Raw genomic sequence first — 20,446 nt, forward strand, 5'->3', positions numbered from 1 at the left:
TTTTCTCCTTAGAGTTCAATCTCCATGACAATGGGTGTGTGGTCTTGGCGCGCACCGGAGTCAATCATATCAGACTTGGTTACCTTGTTAGCTACACGGTTACTGGTCAGCCAGTAGTCGATTCTCCAGCCTGTATTGTTGATTTTAGAAGTCTTGCTGCGCTGTGCCCACCAAGTGTATTGGTTAGGGATATCGCCGTGTAAGTGGCGGAAGGTGTCGGTGAAGCCTTTAGCCAGCAGGTTGGTGAAGCCAGCACGTTCTTCGTCAGTAAAGCCTGGTGAACGGCGGTTGTTGGCTGGATTGGCCAAGTCGATTTCCTTGTGGGCCACATTGTAGTCGCCAGTAGCGAGGACTGGTTTTTGTTCATCTAGTGTTGCCAAGTATTCAGCGTATTTGGCATCCCAGACTTGACGGTCATCCAAGCGTTTGAGGCCATCGCCAGCATTAGGCGTATAGACCTGTGTGACAAAGAAACCGTCAAATTCCAGCGTAATGATGCGACCTTCGACATCCATGGTTGATGGAGCGCCGATTTCAGGGAAGGTTACGGTTGGCGTCAGTTCTTTTTTGTAGAGGAACATGGTCCCTGCATAGCCTTTTCGGGCGGGCTCTTGAGAGGAGCGCCAAGTGTTTTTGTAGTCTGGAAAAAGATTTGTCAAAATCTCCAAGTGCTTTTTAGTCGGTCCTGTTGCAGACAGTTTTGTTTCCTGAATGGCAATAATATCTGCATTTTCTGCTTGCAAGGTTTGAAGGACAGCTTGAGAGAGCTGGGCACGAGCAGAGTCGCTGGTCAATGCAGCATTGAGAGAGTCAATGTTCCAAGAGATGAGTTTCATAAAATTTCCTTTTCTAGTAAAATTTACTGAGTTTATTATAACAAAATTTAGGAATGATTTATAGCGAAGAGATTGTAAGAGACTTGAAAAAGTAGGAAAGATTTTCTATAATAGAGCGAGAAAATAGGGGGAAGCCATGAAATTCTATTCTTATGATTATGTTTTGAGTCAGATTAGCCAGCAAAACTGGGTGACAGTTGCGCTTTCTGTCTTGTTGCTGCTTGTGACAGGATTTTTTGCTTTTAAGGCCTATCGCAATAAGCGCGATTCAAAATTTCGAGAATTAGCCATTATTTCTGTTTTGGCCTTGGTGGCTATGGTCTTGATTGGTATTAGTAATTTTCAAACTGACCAAGCCTCTAATAACCAGTTTCAAACCTCTCTGCATTTTATCGAGGTCATTTCAAAAGACTTGGGTGTAGATAAGTCGGAGGTCTATGTCAATACTTCAGCCGCGACGGATGGGGCGATTTTGAAGGTCGGAAAGAACTTTTATCGGGCTATGAGCGGCAGTGAGCCGGATAAATATCTGCTTGAAAAAATTGACTTGCATAAGACGACGGATATTGAAATAGTGGAGGTTGAAAAATGACATTGAATTTTCTTGAAATCCTAATTAAGCTAGCGCTGGGTCTTTTCTCGCTGGTTTTTGTTATCAATGTGACCGGGAAAGGAAATCTGGCACCCAATTCAGCGATCGACCAGATTCAAAACTATGTCCTTGGTGGTATTATCGGTGGGGTGATTTATAATAGCTCCATTAACATTCTTCAGTATGCAGTCATTCTCATCATGTGGACTATCTTGGTCTTGACCCTAAAGTGGCTCAATAATAATGTCCGTGCGGTTAAGCATTTGATTGATGGCAAGCCGACAACGTTGATTCAGCATGGGAAATTGAGTCCCGAAGCCTGCCGTTCTGTTGGTCTTTCAGCAGCAGATGTAGCTTTGAAGCTGCGCAGCCAAGGTATTTTCCAGCTCAAGCAGGTCAAACGGGCAGTTATAGAGCAAAACGGCCAGCTGATTATTGTACAAGCTGGTGAAGAGAATCCTAAATATCCCCTTATCACAGATGGTGTTGTCCAAATTGATATTCTGGAGTCTATTGATAAAACAGAAGAGTGGCTGGTGGAGAGACTGGCTAAAGATGGATACACCGATATTTCAAATATCTTCATTGCAGAATATGAGAGTGGAAATTTGAATGTTGTGACCTATTAAACCTAGGATTTTTTCTAGGTTTTTATTTATGTTATAAATGAATGTCTTTTCGCAATCCCTACAAAATATGGTATAATGAAGTGTTATCAAAAAGGTTTCATTAGCCTTGAAAGGATTAAAAATGACTACAAAACAACCATTTTATATTACAACCCCTATCTACTATCCGTCTGGTAAACTTCATATCGGGTCTGCCTATACGACCATTGCCTGTGATGTTTTGGCTCGCTACAAGCGCCTCATGGGCTATGATGTCTTTTATCTGACAGGTCTAGATGAGCATGGACAGAAAATTCAGCAGAAAGCGGAAGAAGCTGGTATCAGTCCTCAAGCTTATGTAGATGGTATGGCAGTTGGAGTCAAGGAACTCTGGAAACTGCTGGATATTTCGTATGATAAATTTATCCGGACAACCGATGATTACCACGAAAAGGTTGTGGCTGACGTCTTTGAACGTCTCTTAGCTCAAGATGATATCTACTTGGGTGAATATTCAGGCTGGTATTCTGTATCTGATGAGGAATTCTTTACTGAAAGCCAGCTGGCTGAAGTCTTCCGTGATGAAAATGGGAAAGTAACTGGCGGAATTGTGCCATCTGGACACGAAGTGGAGTGGGTATCAGAAGAGTCTTACTTCCTCCGACTCAGCAAATACCAAGACCGCTTGGTAGAATTTTTCAAATCTCAACCAGACTTTATCACACCTGACGGTCGTCTTAATGAAATGTTGAAAAACTTCATCGAGCCAGGCTTGGAAGACCTAGCCGTATCTCGGACAACCTTTACTTGGGGCGTGCCTGTGCCATCTAATCCTAAACACGTTGTCTACGTTTGGATTGATGCCCTGCTCAACTATGCGACGGCCCTTGGCTACGGTCAGGATGATCATGCTAACTATGATAAATTCTGGAACGGAACAGTCTTCCACATGGTAGGAAAAGACATCCTTCGTTTCCACTCTATCTACTGGCCAATCCTGCTCATGATGCTGGATATTAAGCTACCTGATCGCTTGATTGCCCATGGTTGGTTTGTTATGAAGGATGGCAAGATGTCCAAGTCTAAGGGAAATGTCGTCTATCCAGAAATGCTGGTAGAACGCTATGGACTAGACCCTCTTCGTTACTACCTCATGCGTAGTCTTCCTGTTGGTTCAGACGGAACTTTTACACCTGAGGACTATGTAGGTCGTATCAACTATGAATTGGCTAATGACCTTGGAAACCTCCTTAACCGTACTGTTTCCATGATTAACAAGTACTTTGACGGTCAAGTACCAGCCTACGAAGAAAATGTGACAGACTTTGATGGAGCGCTGGCTCAGGTGGCAGCTGAATCTATCGCTGACTACTACAAAGACATGGATGCAGTAGACTACCCACGGGCGTTGGAAGCAGTCTGGACGCTCATCTCCCGCACCAATAAATACATCGATGAAACTGCTCCTTGGGTTCTGGCTAAGGATGAAGCCAAGGTCAAAGAACTGGCAGCAGTTATGAGCCACTTGGCAGCTAGCCTTCGTGTTGTTGCTCACATGATTGAGCCATTCATGATGGAAACGAGCAAGGCTGTCCTCAGTCAACTAGGCTTGCCTCAAGCTACGTCTCTGGAAAACCTAGCAATTGACCAGCTCCCAGCAGGTCTGACAGTCGTAGAAAAAGGAACACCAATCTTCCCACGTCTCGATATGGAAGAAGAAATTGCTTATATCAAAGAACAAATGGAAGGCAACAGACCTGCGGTTGAAAAAGAATGGAATCCAGAAGAAGTCGAGCTCAAACTTAACCGCAAGGAAATCAAGTTTGACGACTTTAATAAGGTAGAAATCCGTGTCGCAGAAGTCAAAGAGGTATTTAAAGTTGAAGGATCTGACAAGCTTCTTCAGTTCCGCTTGGACGCAGGAGACGGTGAGGATCGTCAAATCCTCTCAGGTATTGCTAAATACTATCCAAATGAACAAGAACTGGTTGGTAAGAAAGTTCAAATCGTAGCCAACCTCAAACCCCGCAAAATGATGGGCCGTATCAGTCAGGGTATGATTCTATCAGCCGAGCACGGCGACCAACTGACTCTCCTTACCGTGGATGAGAAAGTCCCAAATGGAAGTTTGATTGGGTAGGAACTTGATGTTTAAAGCTATTCCAATGCTTTCTTGAAGATGCTTTAATGAACTTCCCCCTCAGCATATGCTAGGGGGTTTTAAATATCGTATTTTGTTTAAAACAAACAAATAATATGGAAAAAAACAGAAAAAAGAGTTATAATAAACAAAACCAGAGTGTAGAGAGGCTAAAGTATGGGCAAAAGTAAGAGACAGGATGAAATAGTTAAGCTGGTTGATCGAGCTGGGACAGTGACGGTTGCTGAGATTGTAGAGTGTATGAAGGTTTCAGATATGACGGTTCGTCGGGACTTAATTGAGCTGGAAAACAAAGGACTTCTGACTCGTGTTCACGGTGGGGCTAAAAGTAATCAGCACCTCAAGTACAGAGAGATTCCTCATGAAGAGAAGCTTTATCAGAATATCGAGGCCAAGCGGACAGTTGCAAAAAAGGCTGTGGAGTTGATTGAAGATGGCGATACTATTTTTCTTGGACCAGGGACTTCTGTGGAGGTGCTGGCTGAGGAAATCAGCAATCAGAATTTGCGCGTTATTACCAACTGTCTGCCGATTTTTCACGACCTTTTAAAAAAGAAGTCGGATACCTTCAAAGTCTTTCTCCTTGGTGGGGAGATGCGGGAAGCGACTCAAGCCTTTGTCGGCGAGATGACCAATGCCATCATGGATAAGATGTACTTTACTAAGATGTTTTTCAGTGGCAATGGTATTAAAAACGGGCAGATTATGACCTCTTCTTTTGAAGAGGCCTATACTCAGAAGCTAGCTTTGGATCGTTCGACAGAGACCTACCTGCTGATTGATTCTTCTAAGATTGGCAAGGAAGATTTCACTTCTATCTGTCCTTTGGCTGATATTACAGCTGTCATCACAGACCAGGTGTCTGAAAATGCTCAGGAAGAACTGGAAGTTTATACCAAGATTATTTCCTAGATTATTTAAATGAATAAAAAAATTATCAGAAAGCTCTTTTTAGAGCTTTTTTGTTTATTTTAATCATCTTTAAAAATATTTTGATTAAAACAAACAAAAATCTGTTGACAAATAACTTTTAAAGGAGTATAGTATGCTTATAGGAAACAGAAAATGTTTTTTATAAACAATATTCTGTGCAAAAAATCAAACAAAGGAGAATGCTCATGGCAATTGTTATTGGAGCAGATGCTGCTGGAAGCAAGCTGAAAGATGTGGTCAAGGATTTTCTCGTCGGAGAAAACTTTGAAGTGGTGGATGTGACGAAAGAAGGTCAGGATTTTGTTGATGTGACCCTTGCAGTTGCGGCTGAGGTGAATAAACAAGAGGAAAATCTTGGTATTGTCATTGATGCTTATGGTGCTGGTCCATTTATGGTAGCGACCAAAATCAAAGGCATGGTAGCGGCGGAAGTCTCAGATGAACGCTCTGCCTACATGACTCGCGGCCATAACAACTCTCGCATGATTACGATGGGAGCTGAAATCGTTGGTGAAGGGCTGGCTAAGAACATTGCCAAAGGCTTTGTCAATGGTAAATACGACGGCGGCCGTCACCAAATCCGGGTCGACATGCTCAACAAGATGTGCTAAGAAAAGGAGAAATCAAATGAAAATTGCAATTGGATGTGATCATATCGTTACCAATGAAAAAATGGCAGTCTCAGATTTTCTAAAATCAAAAGGCTATGAAGTTCTTGATTTTGGTACTTATGACCATACTCGTACTCACTATCCAATCTTTGGTAAAAAAGTAGGAGAAGCAGTTGTTAGCGGACAAGCTGATATTGGTGTTTGTATTTGCGGTACAGGTGTCGGTATCAACAACGCTGTAAATAAGGTGCCTGGTGTTCGTTCAGCTTTGGTACGTGACATGACTTCAGCTCTCTATGCTAAGGAAGAACTCAACGCCAATGTTATCGGTTTTGGCGGAAAAATCACTGGTGAGCTCCTCATGTGTGATATCATCGAAGCTTTCATTCATGCTGAGTACAAGCCGACTGAAGAAAATAAAAAATTGATCGCAAAAATTGAGCACGTTGAGACTCACAACGATCATCAAACAGATGCCAACTTCTTTACAGAATTTCTTGAAAAATGGGATCGTGGAGAGTACCACGATTAGAGAGGTAGCTAGATGATTCTTACAGTGACCATGAATCCTTCTATCGATATTTCCTATCCCTTAGAAGAATTGAAAATAGATACTGTTAATCGTGTTTCAGAAGTCAGTAAGACAGCGGGGGGCAAGGGTCTCAACGTAACCAGGGTCTTGGCGGAAATTGGAGACAATGTCGCTGCGACGGGACTGATTGGTGGGACTAACGGAGAGTTCTTATTACAAAACCTCCATTCTAATGTGAGACAATGCTTTTATAATATTTCGGGAGATACGAGAAACTGTATTGCTATCTTACACGAAGGTAAACAAACAGAAATCCTGGAAGCCGGTCCGACTATTACAGCAGATGAGGCAAGGGATTTCCAAGAGCATTTCCGGTCTTTGATGGCTGAGGCGGATGTTGTCAGTATCTCGGGCAGTCTGCCATCGGGCTTGCCGACTGAATACTATATCCAGTTGATTGAAATGGCTAATCAAGCTGGCAATAAGGTGGTGCTGGATTGCTCCGGAGCAGCTCTGGAAGCTGTACTCAAATCAGATGTCAAACCAACTTCCATCAAACCAAATAACGAGGAACTTTCTCAGTTATTGGGTCGCGAAGTTTCCAAAGATTTGGATGAGTTAAAAGCTGTCCTTTCAGAACCGCTCTTTGATGGAATCGAGTGGATCATCGTATCACTCGGTGCAGATGGAGCTTTTGCTAAGCACTGGGATACTTTCTATAAAGTAGATATTCCTAAAATCCAAGTGGTTAATCCAGTTGGATCCGGCGACTCAACTGTTGCAGGGATTTCTTCGGCTCTGAGTCTTCGCTTAGATGATGCTTCCTTATTGAAGAAAGCAAATGTTCTGGGCATGCTCAATGCCCAAGAAAAAATGACTGGACATGTCAATGTCTACAATTATGATAATTTATATAATCAAATTACAGTAAAAGAGGTATAAAGAATGGTATTAACAGAACAAAAACGCAAGTACATGGAAAAACTTTCTGATGAGAATGGCATCATTTCTGCTTTGGCATTTGACCAACGTGGTGCTTTGAAACGCCTCATGGCTCAACACCAGGAAGCAGAACCAACAGTAGCTCAAATGGAGGAGCTGAAAGTTTTGGTCGCAGAAGAACTGACTCCTTATGCTTCGTCTATGCTGCTGGATCCTGAGTATGGACTGCCTGCTACTAAGGCTTTGGACAAGAATGCTGGCTTGCTATTGGCCTATGAAAAGACAGGCTATGATACTTCTAGCACCAAGCGCCTGCCAGACTGTCTGGATGTTTGGTCTGTAAAACGCATCAAAGAACAAGGTGCGGATGCGGTGAAATTCCTCCTTTACTATGATGTAGACAGTTCTGAAGAACTCAACCAGCAAAAGCAGGCTTATATCGAGCGTGTGGGTTCTGAGTGTGTGGCAGAAGATATTCCTTTCTTCCTTGAAATCTTGGCTTACGATGAAAAGATTGCGGATGCTTCCAGCGCTGAATACGCTAAAGTGAAACCTCACAAGGTTATCGGTGCTATGAAGGTCTTCTCAGATCCACGTTTCAATATTGATGTCTTGAAAGTGGAAGTTCCAATCAACGTTAAATATGTTGAAGGCTTTGGCGATGGTGAAGTAGTGCATACTAAAGAACAAGCTGCTGCTTTCTTCAAGGAACAAGATGAGGCAACGAACTTGCCATATATCTACTTGAGTGCGGGTGTATCTGCTAAACTCTTCCAAGAAACACTTGTGTTTGCTCATGAGTCAGGTGCTAACTTCAACGGCGTTCTTTGTGGACGTGCGACTTGGGCTGGCAGTGTCAAAGACTACATTGAGCAAGGCGAAGAAGCAGCTCGCAAGTGGCTTCGTACAACAGGATTTGAAAATATTGATGAACTCAACAAGGTTCTTCAAAAAACAGCAACCTCATGGAAAGAAAGAGCTTAAAAATAATTGAAAAATAAACAAAGAAAGGGTTTACATTCTTTTTCTGATATGCTATAATAAAACCAGAAATTGAATAGGGTGAGCGTTACTAAGTTAGATTAGGCGTGACCGCAAATAAATTGAGGGAAAAGAATAGCCTTAGTTTGTTTGTGGTCTTTTTGTTTTATCAAAACCCTAGAAAATGAAGAGGAGGAGATATGTATCGAATCATACATCCTATGAACAACAATGTTGCTCTAGCCAAACATGAAAATGGTGAAGAGGTTGTTCTGATTGGCAGTGGCATAGCCTTTAATAAAAGGAAAGGTGATCTCGTTCTGGAAAGTAAGATTGAAAAAATCTTTCGCCTAAGAACGGAAGAATCTAAGGAAAACTTTGTGGCCTTGCTAAAAGATGTTCCGCTGGATTTTATCACAGTAACTTATGATGTGATTGATACCCTTTCTAAGAAGTATGATTACCCTGTTCAGGAGTACATCTATGTCACGCTGACGGATCACATCTACTGTTCATATCAGGCTGTGCAACAGGGACGGTACAAGGAGAGTGACCTACCGGATGCTTCGGACAAATATCCGATTCCTTATCAGATTGCTCAGGAAGCAGTAGCGATATACCGTGAGCGGTTGTTGAATCATTTTCCTAGTGACGAGGTCAATCGCATTGCTTATCACTTTATCAATGCCGAAGGGGAGACCAATCCTGAGGGGCAAAGTCACTTGGGCAGGCGAAAAGATATTCTGGCTGCTGTTGAGGCAGAGTTAAAGAAAAAGGATATTAAAAGAAATTCAGAAAACAGCAACTTTTATGACCGTTTTATGATTCACTTGAACTACTTTTTAGACTATCTAGACAGAAGCCATGACGACAATGTTTCTTTGCTGGAAATGGAAAAACAGATCCAAATGACCTATCCCCAAGCCTACCAAATTGGAAGCGATATTTACCAAATTATTGCCCAGAAGACGGGAATTGATCTCTACCGTAGCGAACGAGTCTATTTGGTGCTACATATACAACGGCTTTTATAGAGAAAAATCGAATCTTATATAAAATTAAAAGGAGGATTTCTCATGAATAGAGAAGAAGTAACATTACTTGGTTTTGAAATTGTAGCCTACGCTGGTGATGCTCGCTCCAAGCTCCTAGAAGCTTTGAAAGCCGCAGAGGCTGGGGATTTTGCTAAGGCAGATGCCTTGGTAGAAGAAGCCAATAGCTGCATCGCCGAAGCTCACCACGCTCAGACCAGTCTCTTGACAAAAGAAGCGGCTGGCGAGGACTTGGCTTACAGTGTAACCATGATGCACGGGCAAGACCACCTAATGACTACCATCTTACTAAAAGATATGATGCACCATTTAATTGAACTATACAAAAGAGGAGTAAAATAATGAACAAACTCATCAAACTTATTGAGAAAGGGAAGCCTTTCTTTGAGAAGATTTCTCGGAATATTTATCTTCGTGCTATTCGGGATGGCTTTATCGCTGGTATGCCAGTTATCCTCTTCTCATCTATCTTTATCTTGATTGCTTATGTGCCAAATGCTTGGGGTTTCCACTGGTCTAAGGACATTGAAACTTTCTTAATGACCCCCTATAGCTATTCGATGGGGATTCTGGCTTTCTTTGTGGGTGGAACCACTGCTAAGGCGCTGACAGACTCTGTCAACCGCGACCTGCCTGCGACAAACCAGATTAACTTCTTGTCTACTATGCTGGCTTCTATGGTCGGCTTCCTCTTGATGGCAGCTGAACCTGCCAAGGAAGGTGGCTTCCTAACTGCCTTCATGGGAACCAAAGGTCTTTTGACAGCTTTCATCGCAGCCTTTGTTACGGTTAATGTCTACAAGGTTTGTGTGAAAAATAATGTCACCATTCGCATGCCAGAAGAAGTTCCACCAAATATCTCGCAAGTATTTAAAGACTTGATTCCATTTACTGTCTCAGTCGTTCTGCTCTACGGTTTGGAACTGCTTGTTAAAGCAAGTCTGGGAGTAACCGTTGCTGAATCCATCGGAACGCTTCTTGCTCCACTCTTCTCAGCGGCAGATGGCTATCTGGGAATCACGCTTATCTTTGGCGCTTATGCTTTCTTCTGGTTCGTGGGAATTCACGGTCCGTCTATCGTTGAGCCTGCCATTGCTGCCATTACTTATGCCAATATCGATGCCAACTTGGCTCTGGTACAAGCTGGTCAGCATGCGGATAAGGTCATCACTTCTGGTACTCAAATGTTCATCGTTACCATGGGTGGTACTGGTGCGACCTTGATTGTTCCATTCCTTTTCATGTGGATCTGTAAGTCCGAGCGTAACCGTGCAATTGGACGGGCATCTGTTGTCCCAACTTTCTTTGGTGTCAATGAGCCTATTCTCTTTGGAGCACCAATCGTACTGAATCCGATTTTCTTCATTCCATTTATCTTTGCACCTATCGCAAATGTATGGATTTTCAAATTCTTTGTTGATATGTTAAACATGAACTCCTTCTCAGCCAACCTTCCTTGGGTGACACCTGGACCTCTGGGAATTGTGCTGGGTACCAACTTCCAGCTTCTGTCCTTTGTTCTTGCAGCTCTTCTTGTCGTAGTGGATGTGATTATTTACTATCCATTTGTCAAGGTTTATGACGAACAAATCCTAGAAGAAGAACGTTCTGGCAAAGCCAACGATGCTCTTAAAGAAAAAGTAGCAGCTAACTTTAATACTGCTAAAGCGGATGCTATCCTTGAAAAAGCAGGAGTGGATGAAGAAGCTCCAGCTCAAAACAATATCAGCGAAGAAACCAATGTTCTGGTGCTCTGTGCAGGTGGTGGTACCAGCGGATTGCTGGCCAACGCTTTGAATAAAGCAGCAGCTGAATATAATGTTCCTGTCAAAGCAGCAGCTGGCGGCTACGGTGCTCACCGTGAAATGTTGCCTGAGTTTGACCTGGTTATCTTGGCTCCTCAAGTTGCTTCAAACTTTGAAGACATGAAGGCCGAAACTGATAAATTGGGTATCAAGCTGGCTAAGACTGAAGGCGGCCAATACATCAAACTAACCCGTGATGGCAAAGGAGCACTGGCCTTTGTTCAGGAGCAATTTAACAACTAATTTGTTAGTTCATTTGAGGTGAAGCAAAGTTCAATTCCCCTGTTATTTACCTATTTACTTACTTGTTTCGCCTCAAATGCTATTGAAAGGAAAATAAGATGACAAAAAGCTTACCTAAAGATTTTATTTTCGGTGGTGCAACAGCAGCCTATCAAGCTGAGGGAGCAACCCACACAGATGGAAAAGGACCTGTTGCCTGGGATAAATACCTAGAAGATAACTACTGGTACACGGCAGAACCTGCCAGCGACTTTTACCACAAATACCCTGTGGATCTGAAATTAGCTGAGGAGTATGGTGTCAATGGGATTCGGATCTCCATTGCTTGGTCACGGATTTTCCCGACAGGCTATGGCGAGGTCAATCCAAAAGGTGTGGAATTTTACCATAATCTTTTCGCAGAATGCCACAAGCGTCATGTAGAACCCTTTGTGACCCTTCACCATTTTGATACACCAGAGGCTCTTCATTCAAATGGAGATTTCCTCAATCGGGAAAATATTAAGCACTTTGTGGACTATGCGGCTTTCTGTTTTGAAGAATTTCCAGAAGTTCGCTACTGGACGACTTTCAATGAAATTGGCCCCATTGGTGATGGTCAGTACTTAGTAGGAAAATTCCCTCCAGGTATCCAGTATGACTTGGCCAAGGTTTTCCAATCCCATCATAATATGATGGTCTCCCATGCTCGTGCTGTTAAGCTCTATAAGGACAAGGGCTACAAGGGTGAAATTGGTGTTGTTCATGCACTTCCGACAAAATATCCTTACGATCCAGAAAATCCAGCAGATGTCAGAGCGGCAGAATTGGAAGATATTATTCATAACAAATTTATCCTAGATGCGACTTATCTGGGGCACTATTCAGATGTAACTCTGGCAGGAGTGAATCATATCCTTAAGGTCAATGGTGGTCAGCTGGATCTGCGAGATGAAGACTTTGCAGCTCTAGAAGCAGCTAAAGACCTCAATGACTTCCTCGGCATCAACTACTATATGAGTGACTGGATGCGCGACTTTGACGGTGAAACAGAAATTATCCATAACGGAAAAGGCGAAAAGGGAAGCTCTAAGTACCAGATTAAGGGAGTAGGGCGCAGAGAATCTCCAACTCATATACCAAAAACTGATTGGGATTGGATTATCTATCCGCAAGGTCTCTATGACCAGATCATGCGGATTAAGAAAGATTATCCAAACTACAAGAAGATCTATATCACAGAAAATGGTCTGGGTTATAAAGATGAATTTGTGGACAATACGGTTTACGACGATGCTCGGATTGACTACGTCAAGCAGCATTTGGAAGTTTTATCCGATGCGATTGCGGACGGGGCTAATGTTAAGGGCTACTTTATCTGGTCTCTGATGGATGTCTTTTCTTGGTCTAACGGTTATGAAAAACGCTACGGTTTATTCTACGTAGACTTTGAAACCCAGGAACGCTATCCAAAGAAATCCGCTCACTGGTATAAGAAACTTGCTGAAACACAAATGATTGAATAGGCAAAAAAAACTCCCATCCTTAGCTGAATGAAATCGGCTAGGACGGGAGTTTTTTTATTCTTCATCATCTGTCAAATAATCAGAGCATCCAAGAGGAGGTAAAGCTCAGACCAGTGTTAAAAGAGAAGGAAAGTGTATGTTTAACTTTTCATATAGTCTCAGGCACAACTAAGTTTATTTTATGATTTATCATTATGAAAAGGCAAATTTTTTGTGATTTCTGATAAATTATCTTTGACATCTTGAACGAATTTTCCTGGATGAAGGAGGGATATATCATCTTTCAAAGACTGATACCTCATGTCTACTAAGAGCTTGGTGAGGCGTGTTAGCATTTCTTTTTCTTCAGGTGATAGCGCACCGGCATTTTTAAAAATATCCAGCACCTTTCGAGCATTTTCTATTTTTGAAAAATCATTAATCGAAGTGATGCCTGCATCTAAAATCAAGCCAAAAAAGAGATCGAAAAAGTCTTTTAATTCAGCGTCAGATGTGTCTTTTACCCATCTTTTCAGTGTTCGGTCAGTTTGAAGGCTATCAGGATTGAGGCGATCAAGTAAGACAAAGTTTTCGTCCTTGATTTGCCAAGAAAAGGTATCATGCTGAGAAATACCCCCAATAGCCGTACTTTTGACAATCTCCATTTCCTTTGGAGTTTCTAGCATCATGCCTACAATGGAGCCTTGAGGAATAAAAGAATGGATTTTGGAGACGATTGCTTTATATCCTGAGCTTTCAATGATCGAACGATTCAGACCAGGAGCGTCATAGCTATAGATGCTTTGGATTCTTTTTTGTAAATGGGCTTCAACTTGACTAGCAGCGTAGGAAGCAAGATTTCCTCCTTTGGAATGACCGGTCAAGATAAAGTGGCCATCTAGCGAGCGTAGGGCTTTTTGTAGATATTTTTTAGCGTTTTTTTGAGCAGGCACATGATCCATATAGGTCATATGGAAATCTTCTTTCCAACCAATAATCGAGTCATCGGTTCCACGATAGACTAATACATAAGTAGCTGGCTTTGATTGGATGCAATAGAGCATGGCAGCAAATTGTTTTTCAATATCAGGGTCAATATCATTTACATAGCCAAAGAGCTTGATATTTTTAAAACGTTTGGATTGGCTAGCTTTTTCTAATAATTCTAAACGATTACGAGTATGAAGCATAGAAATCTCTTGTGAAACATTCTTTGCTGCTTCACAGAGACGCTTGCTCAAATCGAGCTTTAATTCACTTTCCACTATCCCATCAAAAGAAAGATAAGTCAATTCCGTTAAAATAAGTAGATCCAGTTCGTTGAAGGGGCGGTCGTAGATACTGTCATATTGTACTTGGTTTAGATAATCAAGAATATTACTCATAAACATAATGCCTTTCTAGAAGAGTTTACTGTTAGTATAGCACATTTTACTGTGTCTTTGCTATAATAGAGGGAGAACTGTTGAGAGGACATAGAATATGCATAAAATAATGTTGGTAGAGGATGATTCAGTCATTCGTCAAATGATCAAAAAAATGCTGGAACAATGGGGCTATCAGGTTTTAGTGATAGAAGATTTTATGGAAGTATTGACTACTTTTGTCAAGGAAGAGCCCCAACTAGTCTTGATGGACATTGGACTCCCGCTTTTTAATGGCTATCATTGGTGTCAGGAAATCCGCAAGATTTCAACGGTCCCGATTATGTTTTTATCCTCAAGAGATCAAGCCATGGATATTGTCATGGCGATTAATATGGGGGCAGATGATTATGTTACCAAGCCTTTCGATCATAATGTATTTCTAGCAAAAGTTCAGGGACTTTTACGGCGTTCTTATGAATTTGGTACGGATCAGAACCTCTTAGAGCATCGAGGAGTCATTCTAAATCTAAAGTCGATGGACCTGATGTATCAAGGACAAGTCATTACACTCACTAAAAATGAATTTCAAATTTTACGTATTTTATTTGAGCGAGCAGGGAGCATTGTTGAGCGGGAAGACTTAATGAAAGAGTTGTGGAATAGTGATTTTTTCATTGATGATAATACTTTGTCGGTTAATGTAGCCCGACTTCGAAAAAAACTAGAGGAGTCTGGTTTGGCAAACTTTATTGAAACAAAAAAAGGAATTGGGTACGGTCTAACAAATGGACATGCGGAATAATGTTTTCTTTATCAGATATTATCTTTATTCAAGGCGGTATTTCTTTTTACAATATCTGATTTTCTTTGGCATACTTGTATTTTTTAATTTTTTATTTGAAGATAGCCGCGTGATTCTCCAGTATGTCTTGATGGTTTTACTATTCTTATCCTGTTTGATTCTTTGGATGGATGTTTGGGTGTCTTTTAAAAACTTTCGTTCTCAGTGTTTATATGAGGAAAGCAGAGCCCAAAGCGCTATAGAAGCATTGTTGTTAGAGAAGGTTCAAAGATTGGAAGTAAAAGAGCAGGAGAAAACGGCTCTTGAGCGAGAACGCTATAATGATTTGATGGACTATTATACTTTGTGGGCTCATCAGATTAAAACTCCCATTGCAGCAAGCTCTTTATTGGTACAAGATTTAGAAGAACAGGATACCAAAAAACAGCTAGGACAAGAGCTTTTTAAGATTGAATCTTATGTCAATCTAGTCTTACAGTATCTACGTTTGGAGAGCTTTCATGATGACTTGGTATTGAACAAGGAAAATCTAGAAGATCTCGTCAAAGAAGTGGTTAAAAAATATGCGATTTTCTTTATTCAGAAAGGCCTGACATTAAATCTTCATGATTTGAATAGAACGATTGTGACCGATAAAAAGTGGTTTATGATTATCTTAGAACAGGTTCTGTCCAATAGTCTAAAGTATACTCAAACAGGTGGAATAGAGATTTATTGTCAAGGGGATACTCTGTACTTGAAAGATACAGGCCTTGGAATTAAAGATAGTGATATTTTACGTGTCTTTGAACGAGGATTTTCCGGGTATAATGGTCGGTTGACCCATCAATCATCTGGCCTAGGTCTCTACTTATCTAAGAAAATTGCAAATCAGTTGGGAAACTCTCTAGCACTGGAGTCACAGGTAGGGGAGGGCACTACTGTAAAAATTGGATTAGCTGAAAAGCGATTAGTGATCGAGTGAGGGAAGGTATGCTAGTTGTATATGATAGTTTAACAGGATGTGGAAAGGAATTTGCTAAAGACTTGGGACAACCCACTCAGTCTGTTTTAAAGCGGCTCGATCAACCTTGTATACTAGTTACACGCAATAGTGGTTTGGGCCAAATTCCTTGGACGACTAAGCGTTTTATCAAAAAGTACGCACCATTGATTCGTGGTTTTGTCATGAATGGAGACCAAAAGCGCTATCCAAAAACCTTTTGTGGAGCGACAGATAAGATTAGAGAACAATACGGTTTACATCATATCTGTAATATCCATCGCTCAGGGGATGAGAAGGATCGAACCTTTGTCAAAGAATGGTTAATGGCAAATATTCTAGACTAATCCGGTATTTATGTTTAGAAATAGGATAAAAGACAGAGAGTGGGACAGAAATCGGTAATTCGTTAGAATTCGATTTCGTCGTCCCACCTCCGCACAGTTGAGTAGGGCTGTAAAAGCTGATGAAATCAGCGTAGTAGAGCCCACTCAACCACTGCGTCTTGCTCGACAATCCAAAGACAATTGAGAGGCTAGGACTTTGTCTTCAATCTGAACCTTACAAGATTGTAAGGTTTTTCTTTAAAATTGAAAGGTTATGTTATGGTGCGCCTTCTTTTTTTCTTGTATGATAGAGTCAGAAAGAAAAAGGAGAAGATAGATGATGAAAAAAGTAAAAGGTTTTGACAGTTTTCAAATCAAACTTGTCATGGCGCTATTGATGGTGCTTGATCATATTGATAAGATTCCAGGGTTATTGACTGGGGATTGGGCGGGTATTTTTCATGCAGTGACTCGCTGTGTAGGTGTCTGGTTTGCATTTGCTGCGGTAGAAGGCTTTATCCATACGCGCAGTCGCATACTTTACAATGCGCGCCTCTTTTTATGGGCAACGATCATGTTTGTAGGAAATAAGGTTTTAGATTTATTATTCTATTCAAAAGGCATTTACAATTCCAATAATATATTTTTGACACTGGCTTGTGGTGTCTTGACATTGGGAATTTTCTTTGGATTTTCTAAAAATGACAGAAAAGTTTTTCCTATCAATAAGTGGGTTCGGTATAGCTTAGGTGTTTTAATACTTGGAGTAGCAGCCTTTTTAACAGAAGGTGGTATGGTGCTTCTACCTTTTATGCTCATTACCTATGCTTTTAGGGAAAAAGAAAGTTTACGCAATCTACTCTATCTAGCATTGGCCTTCCTGCTTTTTTGCATGAGTATACAAGTTTATCCGACTTTAGGAGAAACAATTTCGATGATGCTGTATAATTCAGATTGGTTATTTATCACTGTGTTGCCTTTCTTATATGTCTACAATGGCGAGCGCGGTTATACTGGAAAGTGGGGGAAATATTTCTTTTATATTTTTTATCCAGCACATTTGTGGTTGATTTCCTTGATCGCTTTTTTAGTCAAATAAATCGAATCTTACAAAAATGTAAGATTGTAGACTATAATGTAAGGAAAAGTCATGGATAAGTGGGCCTATATTCGATAAAATAGAGTAAAGATGTAAAAAGATTTTTTATGGTGAGGTAAAAGAGAAATATCTCAAGTGCCTCCTCGCAAAGAAATCGAATTGACAAAGTTTGGCTATGAAGTTAGCCAATCCGCTCAACAGCTGTATGTAGGATTTTAAAAAGGAGAAAAGATGACACTACTAGATGTACAACATGTGAAAAAAGTTTATAAAACACGCTTCCAAGGCAATCAAGTCGAAGCGCTCAAGGATATTCATTTTACAGTGGATAAAGGCGACTATGTAGCCATCATGGGTGAGTCAGGCTCAGGTAAGTCGACACTGCTCAATATTTTAGCCATGCTGGATAAGCCAACAGAAGGCCAAGTCTTTCTGAATGGAACCGATACAGCGACCATCAAAAATAGCCAAGCTTCAAGCTTTCGTCGTGAAAAACTAGGCTTTGTCTTCCAGGATTTCAACTTGCTGGATACCTTGTCTGTAAAAGATAATATCCTCTTGCCATTGGTCTTGTCCCGTCGCCCCATCACAGAAATGATGAAAAAGTTGGTCGTGACATGTAACGATTTGGGGATTAATAGTCTGCAAGAGAAGTATCCATACGAGATTTCAGGAGGACAGAAGCAACGGGTAGCGGTTGCGCGTGCCATCATCACAGATCCAGAGATTTTGTTAGCGGATGAGCCAACAGGAGCGTTAGATTCTAAATCTTCCGCCGCTCTTCTAGATGTTTTTGATGACATCAATGACCGAGGACAAACCATTCTCATGGTGACCCACTCAACGTCAGCAGCAAGTAGAGCAAAGCGTGTACTCTTTATCAAGGATGGAATTCTTTATAATCAGATTTTCCGAGGCGATAAGACGGAACGTCAGATGTTCCAAGAGATTTCAGATACTTTGACCGTTATGGCAAGTGAGGTGGGTGACTATGTTCAAACTAACCAGTAAGCTAGCTCTTTCAAATCTTATTAAGAATCGCAGTTTGTATTATCCATTTGCTTTGGCGACGGTACTGGCAACAGCGATTTTGTATAGTTTTGTTTCACTGGCTCATAGCCCTAATATGGAGAGCTCTTATGGTGGTACAGCAGCTCGCATGACCTTGCAGTTTGGTATCTATGTCATTCAGATTGCCGTCCTTATCCTCATCACCTATGCCAATAGCTTCGTCATGAAAAACCGTTCCCGAGAGTTGGGTGTCTATAGTCTGCTGGGCATGGAGAAAAAGCATCTGCTAGTCATGACCTTCTTTGAACTCTGTGTCTTTTATCTGGCTACAGTTGGTCTGGGTATCTTGTCTGGCCTAACTTTAGATAAGATGCTCTACGCAGTCCTTTTGAAATTGATGGGAATGCCGGCAGTTCTTGCCTCGACCTTCCAATGGCAGAACATCTGGATGACTCTAGTCAGTCTAGGTGTCGCTTTTGCGGTGATTTTGTTGCTCAACTCTACGCGTCTTTTACGCTATAGCTCTCTTAACCTAATGAAAGAAAAGAAAGCAGGCGAAAAGAAGGGACGCTTCCTTTTGCTACAAACTTTGCTTGGGCTCTTACTCATGGGTGTGGCTTATTATATGGCTTTGACTGTTACCAAACCTGTCGCTGCAATCGGCAATTTCTTTATAGCTGTGGTCATGGTTATTCTAGCGACCTATCTGCTTTTTAATGCAGGTTCGATTACACTATTACAATTTCTCAAAAAGCGCAAAGGCTACTACTACAAAACGCAGAATTTCATTTCTGTTTCCAATCTTATCTCGCGGATGCGTAAAAATGCGGCAGGATTGGCAACTATCTCCATTCTATCTACCATGCTCTTAGTGACTCTGGTTGGTACAATCAATACCTATGTTGGGGGTCAGGATTATATTACTACCTTGCATCCAAAGGATTACAATGTCAGCATCGTCTTGCCGAAATCGACCGACCAGACGGAAGCTCTGTTGGACAAGGTCCAGCAAGTTGCACAGGAAACAGGTCTGAAGAAGCCAAACTATACTGCCTATCTCTACCAATCATCCTTCATCATGAAACTAGCTGGTAATGATATTACTGTTCCAGCGCAAAGCGAGCTGGATTCGGATCCAAGTATCTTGACCAAGTCTGCTGGCACGATTACGGTTATCAATCGTCAGGATTATGAAAAAATGACAGGGGAAAAGATAGACTTGGCAGACGATGAAACCCTTGTCTATGGAAAAAATATTTCCTTAAATAAGGACAAGCCTCTCCGAGTGAATGGCAAGGACTGGAAGATTAAGCAGATTTTACCGTCGAATTTCACGCATGGGGAAATCCCTAATCCAAACGACGTTGCCATGGAGCAGGGTCTCTATATGGTGGTCAATGATAGTAAAGAAGTAGGGCTTAATGTTGCACATTATTACTACATTGGAGTTGCTTCAGAGACTAAGGGCAGTAAGAAATTTGTCGAGCAAGTCCAGCTGGGACTGAGGGATACTTTGGATCAGGGACAGGCCCAAGATGGCAGCTACGCAATGGCTAGTGACCGTCATAGCGCAGAAAAGAGCTATCAGGAACTTACTGGAACCTTGCTCTTCATTGGTGTCTTCCTATCCGTTATTTTCCTTCTAGGAGCTGTTCTAGTGATTTACTACAAGCAGATTTCTGAAGGCTATGAAGATCGTGATGGCTTTATCATCTTGCAAAAGGTTGGTCTTGATGAGAAGCAAACCAAACGTACCATACGTAAGCAAATCGTAACAGTGTTCTTCTTACCACTTATTTTTGCTTTCTGTCATGTTGCAGCTGCTTTTCATATGCTCAGTTTGATTGTGGCGCTCTTAGGTGTGACCAATACACCTTTGTTAATTCAGACAACCATTGCAACTTGTGGCGTCTTTTTACTGGTTTATATCTTAGTTTTCTTATTGACTTCACGAAGTTATCGCAGGATTGTAGCAAGATAATTGAAGGCTGTGGGCCAAATTTTCATGATGATATTCATCATGGGAGTTTGCCCCAGCTTTTTTATATGGTGAGATTTTTACCGCTTGTCTTTTTTATG

Annotated in this window: 20 protein-coding genes; 18 read left to right on the forward strand and 2 right to left on the reverse strand. The window is 41.4% G+C overall.

Features of this window, described 5'->3' with window-relative positions; translation table 11 throughout:
• Positions 1-8 precede the first annotated feature (8 nt).
• The gene (locus HMPREF9182_RS08710) at positions 9-836 is read right to left on the reverse strand and encodes an exodeoxyribonuclease III (protein ID WP_009754354.1); all 828 of its coding nucleotides are present in this window, start codon (positions 834-836) and stop codon (positions 9-11) included.
• 136 nt (positions 837-972) lie between these two features.
• On the opposite strand from HMPREF9182_RS08710, the gene HMPREF9182_RS08715 reads away from it, so the two are divergent.
• The 12 genes from HMPREF9182_RS08715 to lacG all read left to right on the forward strand — a co-directional run bounded on the left by HMPREF9182_RS08715 (position 973) and on the right by lacG (position 12,801).
• Complete coding sequence (locus tag HMPREF9182_RS08715; protein WP_009443348.1) at positions 973-1,428, forward strand: DUF3290 family protein; 456 nt, start codon at positions 973-975, stop codon at positions 1,426-1,428.
• The gene (locus HMPREF9182_RS08720; protein ID WP_002909170.1) at positions 1,425-2,057 is read left to right on the forward strand and encodes a DUF421 domain-containing protein; all 633 of its coding nucleotides are present in this window, start codon (positions 1,425-1,427) and stop codon (positions 2,055-2,057) included. Before HMPREF9182_RS08715 ends, HMPREF9182_RS08720 begins: the two co-directional genes overlap by 4 nt.
• A gap of 121 nt (positions 2,058-2,178) precedes the next feature.
• Entirely contained in the window at positions 2,179-4,176 is a 1,998-nt protein-coding gene (gene metG / locus HMPREF9182_RS08725) for a methionine--tRNA ligase (protein ID WP_009754786.1), read from the forward strand.
• Positions 4,177-4,353: 177 nt separating this feature from the next.
• Entirely contained in the window at positions 4,354-5,109 is a 756-nt protein-coding gene (locus HMPREF9182_RS08730; protein WP_009754952.1) for a DeoR/GlpR family DNA-binding transcription regulator, read from the forward strand.
• A 206-nt stretch (positions 5,110-5,315) separates the two neighbouring features.
• Positions 5,316-5,741: a galactose-6-phosphate isomerase subunit LacA gene (gene lacA, locus HMPREF9182_RS08735; protein ID WP_009443673.1), complete on the forward strand. Its 426-nt coding sequence runs from the start codon at positions 5,316-5,318 to the stop codon at positions 5,739-5,741.
• A 16-nt stretch (positions 5,742-5,757) separates the two neighbouring features.
• Positions 5,758-6,273: a galactose-6-phosphate isomerase subunit LacB gene (gene lacB, locus HMPREF9182_RS08740; protein WP_009754421.1), complete on the forward strand. Its 516-nt coding sequence runs from the start codon at positions 5,758-5,760 to the stop codon at positions 6,271-6,273.
• Between the two features lie 12 nt (positions 6,274-6,285).
• A complete protein-coding gene (locus HMPREF9182_RS08745) occupies positions 6,286-7,215 on the forward strand; it encodes a tagatose-6-phosphate kinase (protein ID WP_009443108.1) in 930 nt (309 codons plus the stop codon).
• Positions 7,216-7,218: 3 nt separating this feature from the next.
• A complete protein-coding gene (lacD, locus tag HMPREF9182_RS08750; RefSeq protein WP_009443381.1) occupies positions 7,219-8,199 on the forward strand; it encodes a tagatose-bisphosphate aldolase in 981 nt (326 codons plus the stop codon).
• A gap of 197 nt (positions 8,200-8,396) precedes the next feature.
• A complete protein-coding gene (locus tag HMPREF9182_RS08755) occupies positions 8,397-9,230 on the forward strand; it encodes a PRD domain-containing protein (RefSeq protein WP_009443331.1) in 834 nt (277 codons plus the stop codon).
• 42 nt (positions 9,231-9,272) lie between these two features.
• The gene (locus tag HMPREF9182_RS08760) at positions 9,273-9,590 is read left to right on the forward strand and encodes a PTS lactose/cellobiose transporter subunit IIA (RefSeq protein WP_009754858.1); all 318 of its coding nucleotides are present in this window, start codon (positions 9,273-9,275) and stop codon (positions 9,588-9,590) included.
• On the forward strand, positions 9,590-11,296 hold the full coding sequence (locus HMPREF9182_RS08765) for a lactose-specific PTS transporter subunit EIIC (protein ID WP_009443634.1): 1,707 nt from the start codon (positions 9,590-9,592) through the stop codon (positions 11,294-11,296). The genes HMPREF9182_RS08760 and HMPREF9182_RS08765 overlap by 1 nt, the downstream gene beginning before the upstream one ends.
• A gap of 98 nt (positions 11,297-11,394) precedes the next feature.
• Entirely contained in the window at positions 11,395-12,801 is a 1,407-nt protein-coding gene (lacG, locus tag HMPREF9182_RS08770) for a 6-phospho-beta-galactosidase (protein WP_009755107.1), read from the forward strand.
• Positions 12,802-12,980: 179 nt separating this feature from the next.
• Here lacG and HMPREF9182_RS08775 read toward each other — a convergent pair whose 3' ends face one another.
• Positions 12,981-14,165, reverse strand: a complete 1,185-nt coding sequence (locus HMPREF9182_RS08775; RefSeq protein WP_037603131.1) for a DUF2974 domain-containing protein — start codon at positions 14,163-14,165, stop codon at positions 12,981-12,983.
• Positions 14,166-14,262: 97 nt separating this feature from the next.
• Here HMPREF9182_RS08775 and HMPREF9182_RS08780 point away from each other — a divergent pair, with 97 nt between their 5' ends.
• The 6 genes from HMPREF9182_RS08780 to HMPREF9182_RS08805 all read left to right on the forward strand — a co-directional run bounded on the left by HMPREF9182_RS08780 (position 14,263) and on the right by HMPREF9182_RS08805 (position 20,348).
• Positions 14,263-14,949, forward strand: coding sequence for a response regulator transcription factor (locus tag HMPREF9182_RS08780; protein WP_009755051.1), 687 nt, complete (start codon positions 14,263-14,265; stop codon positions 14,947-14,949).
• Entirely contained in the window at positions 14,933-15,913 is a 981-nt protein-coding gene (locus HMPREF9182_RS08785) for a sensor histidine kinase (RefSeq protein WP_009754244.1), read from the forward strand. Before HMPREF9182_RS08780 ends, HMPREF9182_RS08785 begins: the two co-directional genes overlap by 17 nt.
• An 8-nt stretch (positions 15,914-15,921) precedes the next feature.
• Positions 15,922-16,278 carry a class Ib ribonucleoside-diphosphate reductase assembly flavoprotein NrdI gene (locus HMPREF9182_RS08790; RefSeq protein WP_009443466.1) on the forward strand — a complete coding sequence of 119 codons (357 nt, stop codon included), beginning with the start codon at positions 15,922-15,924 and terminating at the stop codon, positions 16,276-16,278.
• A 319-nt stretch (positions 16,279-16,597) separates the two neighbouring features.
• Positions 16,598-17,356 carry a TraX family protein gene (locus tag HMPREF9182_RS08795; protein WP_037603133.1) on the forward strand — a complete coding sequence of 253 codons (759 nt, stop codon included), beginning with the start codon at positions 16,598-16,600 and terminating at the stop codon, positions 17,354-17,356.
• 231 nt (positions 17,357-17,587) lie between these two features.
• Positions 17,588-18,367 (forward strand): ABC transporter ATP-binding protein, encoded by a 780-nt coding sequence (locus HMPREF9182_RS08800; protein ID WP_009443351.1) that lies wholly within the window; start codon positions 17,588-17,590, stop codon positions 18,365-18,367.
• The gene (locus HMPREF9182_RS08805; RefSeq protein ID WP_009443359.1) at positions 18,348-20,348 is read left to right on the forward strand and encodes an FtsX-like permease family protein; all 2,001 of its coding nucleotides are present in this window, start codon (positions 18,348-18,350) and stop codon (positions 20,346-20,348) included. The genes HMPREF9182_RS08800 and HMPREF9182_RS08805 overlap by 20 nt, the downstream gene beginning before the upstream one ends.
• Positions 20,349-20,446: the final 98 nt, after the last annotated feature.

The sequence above is a fragment of the Streptococcus sp. oral taxon 056 str. F0418 genome (assembly GCF_000220065.1).
Taxonomy (GTDB): Bacteria; Bacillota; Bacilli; order Lactobacillales; family Streptococcaceae; genus Streptococcus.

Bases quoted from the DNA above. Each gene is read 5' to 3' on its own strand.
- HMPREF9182_RS08710 (WP_009754354.1), bottom strand. From the start codon at position 836: ATGAAACTCATCTCTTGGAACATTGACTCTCTCAATGCTGCATTGACC.
- HMPREF9182_RS08715 (WP_009443348.1), top strand. From the start codon at position 973: ATGAAATTCTATTCTTATGATTATGTTTTGAGTCAGATTAGCCAGCAA.
- HMPREF9182_RS08720 (WP_002909170.1), top strand. From the start codon at position 1,425: ATGACATTGAATTTTCTTGAAATCCTAATTAAGCTAGCGCTGGGTCTT.
- metG (WP_009754786.1), top strand. From the start codon at position 2,179: ATGACTACAAAACAACCATTTTATATTACAACCCCTATCTACTATCCG.
- HMPREF9182_RS08730 (WP_009754952.1), top strand. From the start codon at position 4,354: ATGGGCAAAAGTAAGAGACAGGATGAAATAGTTAAGCTGGTTGATCGA.
- lacA (WP_009443673.1), top strand. From the start codon at position 5,316: ATGGCAATTGTTATTGGAGCAGATGCTGCTGGAAGCAAGCTGAAAGAT.
- lacB (WP_009754421.1), top strand. From the start codon at position 5,758: ATGAAAATTGCAATTGGATGTGATCATATCGTTACCAATGAAAAAATG.
- HMPREF9182_RS08745 (WP_009443108.1), top strand. From the start codon at position 6,286: ATGATTCTTACAGTGACCATGAATCCTTCTATCGATATTTCCTATCCC.
- lacD (WP_009443381.1), top strand. From the start codon at position 7,219: ATGGTATTAACAGAACAAAAACGCAAGTACATGGAAAAACTTTCTGAT.
- HMPREF9182_RS08755 (WP_009443331.1), top strand. From the start codon at position 8,397: ATGTATCGAATCATACATCCTATGAACAACAATGTTGCTCTAGCCAAA.
- HMPREF9182_RS08760 (WP_009754858.1), top strand. From the start codon at position 9,273: ATGAATAGAGAAGAAGTAACATTACTTGGTTTTGAAATTGTAGCCTAC.
- HMPREF9182_RS08765 (WP_009443634.1), top strand. From the start codon at position 9,590: ATGAACAAACTCATCAAACTTATTGAGAAAGGGAAGCCTTTCTTTGAG.
- lacG (WP_009755107.1), top strand. From the start codon at position 11,395: ATGACAAAAAGCTTACCTAAAGATTTTATTTTCGGTGGTGCAACAGCA.
- HMPREF9182_RS08775 (WP_037603131.1), bottom strand. From the start codon at position 14,165: ATGAGTAATATTCTTGATTATCTAAACCAAGTACAATATGACAGTATC.
- HMPREF9182_RS08780 (WP_009755051.1), top strand. From the start codon at position 14,263: ATGCATAAAATAATGTTGGTAGAGGATGATTCAGTCATTCGTCAAATG.
- HMPREF9182_RS08785 (WP_009754244.1), top strand. From the start codon at position 14,933: ATGGACATGCGGAATAATGTTTTCTTTATCAGATATTATCTTTATTCA.
- HMPREF9182_RS08790 (WP_009443466.1), top strand. From the start codon at position 15,922: ATGCTAGTTGTATATGATAGTTTAACAGGATGTGGAAAGGAATTTGCT.
- HMPREF9182_RS08795 (WP_037603133.1), top strand. From the start codon at position 16,598: ATGAAAAAAGTAAAAGGTTTTGACAGTTTTCAAATCAAACTTGTCATG.
- HMPREF9182_RS08800 (WP_009443351.1), top strand. From the start codon at position 17,588: ATGACACTACTAGATGTACAACATGTGAAAAAAGTTTATAAAACACGC.
- HMPREF9182_RS08805 (WP_009443359.1), top strand. From the start codon at position 18,348: ATGTTCAAACTAACCAGTAAGCTAGCTCTTTCAAATCTTATTAAGAAT.